Genomic DNA, 6,334 nt, shown 5'->3' with positions numbered 1-6,334 from the left:
ACTCCGCCGACGTATGGCGTTTGCAATGCGACTTTGACGACGTCACCGATTTCGCCTTCATTGACGCCCAAAGCGACCGTCATGACCAGGGTGGTGAAGATTTCGCGCTTGGAGAGCCGCTGCAGTGCGTCCTGTTTGATGCGGCGCAAGTCGCCCCCACGGTGGTGGCGGTGCGCGGCCAGCGACAGCCCGTCGTATTGCAGGTAGGTCTCGACACGCTCGCGGTGTTCTGTGAGTAGGTCCAGCAGGGTGTTGTCGGAGGCGATGCGTATGCCGTTGGTGTTGACCAGGATTCGGGTGATCGGGCGTGCGGACAGTTCGGCCAGTAGTTGCGGCAGATGTGGATGCAGGGTGGGTTCGCCACCGGAGAGCATCAGCACGTCGATGCGGCCGTTCTCTCGCTCGAGCCGCTGATCGACGTTGGCGAGCACGTCGCGCACCGCGACCACGTTGCTTAAGTCGGGGGAGGAGTCGGCGAAACACGTCGGGCAGCGCAGGTTGCATGTCTCGGCGATGTCTTCCAGAAGGATGCAGGTGTGCTGGGTCTGCATCTCGGGCAGACCGCGCAGGTACGCCGCCGGGATCGCCTCGAAGTTTCCCGCCGCATCGGGGACATGGGACTTGGTGGGCGCCGTCCACTCCTCAAGATAGGCAAGGATTTCGGGGTTTTCATCGTAGAGGGTGCGCACCATCCCGTGGCCGGGGCAGCCCCGCTCGAGCCAGACCCGCTCGTCGCGGACAGCCAGCCAGCCGCTGAGCCGCGGCACAGCGCTTAGCGGGCGCTCGGGCTGCTCGATGTGGCAATGGGGGCAGAACGCGTTGACGTAGCGGTGGATACGGTCGCCCCGCAAGCCCATGCCAGCCATCAGGCCCCTTCGTACATCGCTGGGTTCAGCCCAGTGCAGTAGCCGACGGTGAGGATCGATGTGAGCGCCCACCCGATCATCAAACCCAAACCGATCGCCTGCGCTAATGCATTGTAGGTCGCCAGCAGCGCCCCGCCGCCGCCGAATGCGATCAGGGCCAAGACAACCGCGCCACGCGCGGTCGCCGCTGGCCGGCCACTGCTACTCCAGCCGAGCACAGCGAAACCACCGGGCAGGTTGATCGCCCAGTAAAGAAAGACCCCTGCCACGACATCCGCGACCCGCATACGGGGCCGCAGCTTGCCGCCGTTATGTCGGCGTGGACGCTGCCCATGGTCAGGTGGAGGGCCGCCGCGGCGCGATTCCCACGGGTCCTGCGGATCCGACGGTGGGACGGTCAATGCGACCAGCCGTACATCACTGGGTTCAAACCCGTGCAGATACCCAATGTGAGGATCGACGTCAACGCCCACCCGATCATCAACCCCATACCGAAGCCTTTGGTCGATCGGCTGCGCTGAGCGACCAACGCACCGCCCGCACCGAACGCGACCGCGGCCAGCGCGATCGCGCCCAGCGCGAAGGCCAGGTTCGGGGTCAGGATATTGGCCAGTCCCCAAAGCACCCATGGTCCAATCACAGTGTTGATAGCCACGTAGACGACGACGCCGACCGCTGCGCCTCCTAGAACATCTGCGCGGGGGCTTCGACGCGGCACCGGCCAACCAGGCCCGCCGGGGCGGGGTTGGTCAGGACTGCCGGGCCATTGCCAGCCGCCCTCGGGCTGATCCGGTGGCACTGGCGGCGGCGCCGTCATGCGGGTGTCTTTTGACGGGGGAGCAACGCGTCGTAATGGCCGCGCCGGTGACCGTAGCTCAACCGCAGCCCCACCGCCAGCAGCGACGGCAGCAAAAACCATTGCGGCCGAGTTAATCCCAGCCACACCGTGTCGTTGGCCCGGGTGAACTCAACTAGGAACCGGAATACCGCGTAGCCGGCAATGTAGATCACGAACAGCTCACCGGGCTGAGTGATCCGGCCGCGCAGCCACAGCAGCACCGCGAACGCGGCCAGCTGAAAAACGATTTCGTATATGAACGACGGATGCATCGCCGCCGCAGCCAGACACCCCGGGCATTTCGGGGTGGCAGCCGACGCATGGACACCCCACGGCAGGCTGGTCGGCCGGCCCGGGGCTTCCGTCAGGTGACACCCGATCCGGCCGATTGCCATCCCCAGCGCGACCGCGGGCGCGAACAGATCACCGGTTTTGCCGCGATAGCCACCGATCCGCTTGGCAATCAACACGCCGGCGTAGGCGCCCAGGAGACCGCCGAGAATGCTGCGGGCACCAAACTGCCACGCCTGCAGCAACGTTGGGTTGAGCCGAAAATCGAGATGCTGCGCCCATCCCGATAACCGCATCCCGATCGCGCCGCCGACTAGCGCGCCGGTCACTGCGACCAGCGATTGCTCATTGAGTGCCTGCCGACGGCGCGCCTCGGCGGCGAAAACTGCGGTGGCGGCCAGTACGCCCAGCGCGACGAATGTCCCGTGGACCGGCAAGTCTATGGGGCCGACGTGCCATCGCGGAACCATCCGGCAAGCGTATCGGCATCATGGTTCTCGACGCTCTCGAATTGAGTGGTCTGTACCTGCTGGATCTCGGCTAAGCCAGGCGGGATATCAGCTGTCAGTGTTGTAAGTAGGCCAATGGCTGCGTCGTGTGACTCTAATTGGGGCGAGAATAGTTGCCAGCGTGACAGACAACGCTACTAGCCGAGGTTGACGTCTTCGACCGATCCTCTAGTTTGTTTCGTGGTAGTCACATCCCGGCACTCGCCGAGCACGTCGATGCCTCGGTTAGGCGTACTGACGTTCTGGGGGCCGAATATGGCGACGACATTGTTCTTTTTCAGCACTGTGCCATGGCTATGGAACTCAGCGTCCCCTGTCCAACCGAGGCTCCGAAGGCGTTGCACCATCCCGGCGATCTCGGCTTCTGATGCTTCAAAGCTCGCCGCGGGCGGGTAGGCGATATTCACTTCTCCACGGAAAGGCGGGTCGCCGTCATCGTTGCACGACGAGTGCGAAAACGCGGCGTCGACGACATGTAGACCGAGAGCACGGGCTATCTCGCGTGCGGCATCGACAACTTGAGCCTTGGACTGCTCAGGTGTCATCGGATTCGTCACGCTGGCGGCTTGCAAATTGTTCATTAGTCCGCATCCTGACGTTACGACTGCCACAACGGCTATGGCAGTAATGAGCAGCTGAATGGTCTGCATTCTCGTACGCATTTTCGCTCCTGCTACCGGTGGTAGTGCCCGGACGTGCCCGGCCGATAAAGTTCCGGGTCGCTGGCGCCCGGAATCCCGGAAGCCTCGATGATTTGACTAAGGACGGTGTCGCGGTGCGGGGCGGTCATGCCGTGACGCTCTAACGCGTCGCCGTGACCCGATGCGATGTCGGCCATGCTGAACAGGGATTCGCTGCCGGGGTCATAGTAGTGGCTGTGGTCGTTGAATGTCAGTCCGGGCACCTCGGCTTTGAAACGGGTGGAACCGAAGCCGTCCACTGCTGGGTCCGCTCCCAGGGCGAGGGTGACATCGGTTCCGGGCGCGTGCACCTGTGGTATGCCGCCCAACTGCGTGATCGGATCGGTCGAGGCGGCCCCCACATAGACGTGGCCCCCTGGCGCTAGATGAAAGTCGGCGGTGCTGTGGGCCATGTCGGTGCCCGGGCATCCGATCAAAACTACGTCGTTGGCGTGCATCCCGTAACCCGCCGCGGCATCGGCGACCGTCGTTGAGCCATAGGAATGCCCGATCACCGTGACGTCGGAGGCACCCTGGTGAGTCACATTGAGCGCGTTGACATCCGACGCCAGCAAGCCACCGCCTTGATGCGCGAGTCCGGTCTGCCCCACTTGGGGATCGCCGAGGCTGTCGGGTGCGTTGTAGCCCATCCACGCCACAACCGAGGTGCTCCGACCATGATCGGCGAAAGCGGTCTCGTTGTACAAATTCGCCGCGTCATTGCTGGACAGCCAGCCTTCGGTGACGCTGTGGCTGGTGCCAGGCACCACCACAGCGGTGTTGGCCGCGGTGTCCGGGTTCCCGATCGCGATCGCCGCACGACCCTGTCCGTTGAACTTCTCCGGCTCGTACACCTGAAGAAATGTCGGAGCATGGGTCTTCCTACTGTTGTACTCCAGCCCATTCTTGACTTGGACCGCGTTGGTGTAGCGGGTGACATCGGTTGCGGTGAGACCGTAATTCTGCGGATGAGCGGTCACTTCCTCAACGGCGACGTGGTGATCCGACGCCGCGTGAGTAACTCGGTCCAGATCCTGCTCCATGACGGTCGTATTGGCCGTGCTGCGGTCCGGAACATAAATGCCATCTAGGTTGCCCAGCGTGTCCGGATGCTCGCGGAGCAGTTGCTCTTTCTGCGGTTGGCTCAGCGAGTCCCACCAGCGTTTGACCTCGTGCGGGTCGGTGCCAGCTTTAGGGATCTGCTGGCTGGGGTCCTCGGGCGGCTGCGGTGCCAGCGGCACGTCACGACCCCTGAAGTCGGCCGGGGCGAACTTCGGTTCGCCGGCGGGGAGCTTGCCCAGCTTGGCCGCACCGGCTTGGACGAGTTCGACATTTTCGACGTGCGTCGATTTCACCAGGCCCTTGATGAATGCGTCTTTCTGCTCGACTGTTGCCTGTGAGTCGCTAGCGACCTGGTTGATCAGCTTCTGGGCGTTCTCGACGTTCTCGATAATCTGCTGCTTGGTGCTGACTACCACGCCGGCCGAATCGCGGTAGAGCTTGGCTGCCGCCGCCGATCCTTGCACGTGAGCTTGCAGCGCGTTGATCTGCTTCTGGTGTTTCGCGTGGGCGGCAGCGGCGGCCTGACCCGACCAAACACCATCCTCGAAGAGCCTCATGCGGCCCTGCTGAAACACCCACAGCTGATCATCGACGGCCTTTTGGTCGGCGTCGAAAGCATCGGCCGCATCCAGGAGTATGGTCTCGTCGACCTCGGGCCAGGCCGGTGGCGCAGTGATCTCCGCACCATATGGTCCACCGGGGCGGTCAACGCCCATCAGTTAGCCCGTCGTGGACATGCCAGGTAGCTGCCGGTCGATCTCGTCGCCCAGCGGTTCATCGGTTCCGACATAGGCAAGTGCGGCGGCGCCCAGAGCCTGCGCGTAGCAGCTCGCTTCTTCCTTGGCCACTGGGCGGTGCGCGACCAGGGGAGCGACACCGCTTCTTACGTGAGCTGCGATAACCGTCGACAGCGGATCAGCGCCAGCGGGAGAGACTGCACTGGGGGCCGCTGGGATCGCGTTGGCCGCACCCACCAGTTCCTGCCCGATGCCGGAAAGTACACCGACCTGGACGTGCAAACGAGGCAGCGCCATCAGCACCCCCTCTCTAATACGTCGTGTGCCAAATATACCTACCCTCCAGCTGCCGGCGACTCACCAATTGCCGCGGCGGCTTGACAACGATGGCGCGCCAGCGGTTAGCGCCCGAAGCCGGGCCGGCGGCGGCGCAGATAGCGCTCGAACTCCGCGGCCAGCGCGTCGCCGTCGATCTTGCCCAGCGCCTCGTGCATCTCCACGTCGGCGTCGCCGCGCTCCTCCAGCGAGTGCACGTATTCGGCGATCTCCTCGTCATCGGCGGTCATCTCGGTGACGGCTTGCTCCCACTCCTCGGCCTGCGCCGGCAGATCGCCCAGCGGCACCTCGACGTCGAGCACATCCTCGACGCGACGCAGCAACGCCACCGTGGCCTTCGGGTTGGGCGGTTGCGAGACGTAGTGCGGCACCGCGGCCCAGAACGTCACCGCCGGGATACCGGCCGCGACGCAGGCATCCTGAAACACGCCGGCGATACCGGTCGGTCCCTCGTAACGGGTTTCCTCCAACCCGAAGTGCTGCGCCGAGTCGGCGGAGTAGGCCGCGCCCGACACCGGCACCGGCCGGGTGTGCGGCGTGTCGGCCAGCAGCGCACCGAGGATCAGCACGGTGTCGACGTTGAGCTTGTCGGCGATGGCCAGCAGCTCCGCGCAGAACGTCCGCCACCGCATATTCGGCTCGACCCCGTGCATCAACACGATGTCGCGGTCGCTGCCCGGCGGGCGACAATGGGTGATCCGCATCGACGGCCACACCAGTTCCCGAGTGACACCGTCGACCTGGCGGATCACCGGACGGTTGACCTGGTAGTCGTAGTAGGCCTCGTCGTCGATCTCGACGATCGGGTCGGCTTCCCAGATGGCGTCCAGATGTTCCAGCGCGTCGCTGGCCGCGTCCCCGGCGTCGTTCCAGCCCTCGAACGCCGCCACGACGATGGTGTTGTGCAGTTCGGGGAGCACAGCGCTGGTCACGCCAATCAGCGTAACGACCCATGGAGGCTGACGCGGTGGCGACGAACCGACCATTTTCCATAGTCCGGCTATGCTTGTGGGGA

Annotated in this window: 8 protein-coding genes; all 8 read right to left on the bottom strand. The window is 64.4% G+C overall.

Annotated features, from left to right (window positions below; all coding sequences use genetic code 11):
- The coding region (locus tag AC5Y5W_RS14620; protein ID WP_500022390.1) for a radical SAM protein at nt 1-857 on the bottom strand (857 nt) is incomplete at its 3' end.
- A gap of 8 nt (nt 858-865) precedes the next feature.
- Nucleotides 866-1,153: a hypothetical protein gene (locus tag AC5Y5W_RS14615; protein WP_500022389.1), complete on the bottom strand. Its 288-nt coding sequence runs from the start codon at nt 1,151-1,153 to the stop codon at nt 866-868.
- Nucleotides 1,154-1,263: 110 nt separating this feature from the next.
- Nucleotides 1,264-1,521, bottom strand: a complete 258-nt coding sequence (locus tag AC5Y5W_RS14610) for a hypothetical protein (protein WP_500022388.1) — start codon at nt 1,519-1,521, stop codon at nt 1,264-1,266.
- A gap of 158 nt (nt 1,522-1,679) precedes the next feature.
- Nucleotides 1,680-2,465: a prolipoprotein diacylglyceryl transferase gene (locus AC5Y5W_RS14605; RefSeq protein ID WP_500022387.1), complete on the bottom strand. Its 786-nt coding sequence runs from the start codon at nt 2,463-2,465 to the stop codon at nt 1,680-1,682.
- 176 nt (nt 2,466-2,641) lie between these two features.
- A complete protein-coding gene (locus AC5Y5W_RS14600; RefSeq protein WP_500022386.1) occupies nt 2,642-3,166 on the bottom strand; it encodes a lipoprotein LppJ family protein in 525 nt (174 codons plus the stop codon).
- 11 nt (nt 3,167-3,177) lie between these two features.
- Nucleotides 3,178-4,962 (bottom strand): alpha/beta hydrolase, encoded by a 1,785-nt coding sequence (locus AC5Y5W_RS14595; protein ID WP_500022385.1) that lies wholly within the window; start codon nt 4,960-4,962, stop codon nt 3,178-3,180.
- A gap of 3 nt (nt 4,963-4,965) precedes the next feature.
- Nucleotides 4,966-5,280: a PE domain-containing protein gene (locus AC5Y5W_RS14590; RefSeq protein WP_500022384.1), complete on the bottom strand. Its 315-nt coding sequence runs from the start codon at nt 5,278-5,280 to the stop codon at nt 4,966-4,968.
- Between the two features lie 104 nt (nt 5,281-5,384).
- Entirely contained in the window at nt 5,385-6,305 is a 921-nt protein-coding gene (locus AC5Y5W_RS14585) for a PAC2 family protein (protein ID WP_500022383.1), read from the bottom strand.
- Between the last annotated feature and the right edge of the window lie 29 nt (nt 6,306-6,334).

Source organism: Mycobacterium sp. NGS51, from assembly GCF_059812525.1.
Note: the sequence above shows the minus strand (reverse complement) of the source record. Positions and strands in the feature narration are given on the sequence as shown.

Excerpts from the sequence above, each read along its gene's own strand:
- AC5Y5W_RS14615 (WP_500022389.1), bottom strand. The coding sequence starts at position 1,153 with ATGCGGGTCGCGGATGTCGTGGCAGGGGTCTTTCTTTACTGGGCGATC.
- AC5Y5W_RS14605 (WP_500022387.1), bottom strand. The coding sequence starts at position 2,465 with ATGGTTCCGCGATGGCACGTCGGCCCCATAGACTTGCCGGTCCACGGG.
- AC5Y5W_RS14585 (WP_500022383.1), bottom strand. The coding sequence starts at position 6,305 with ATGGTCGGTTCGTCGCCACCGCGTCAGCCTCCATGGGTCGTTACGCTG.
- AC5Y5W_RS14595 (WP_500022385.1), bottom strand. The coding sequence starts at position 4,962 with ATGGGCGTTGACCGCCCCGGTGGACCATATGGTGCGGAGATCACTGCG.
- AC5Y5W_RS14590 (WP_500022384.1), bottom strand. The coding sequence starts at position 5,280 with ATGGCGCTGCCTCGTTTGCACGTCCAGGTCGGTGTACTTTCCGGCATC.
- AC5Y5W_RS14600 (WP_500022386.1), bottom strand. The coding sequence starts at position 3,166 with ATGCGTACGAGAATGCAGACCATTCAGCTGCTCATTACTGCCATAGCC.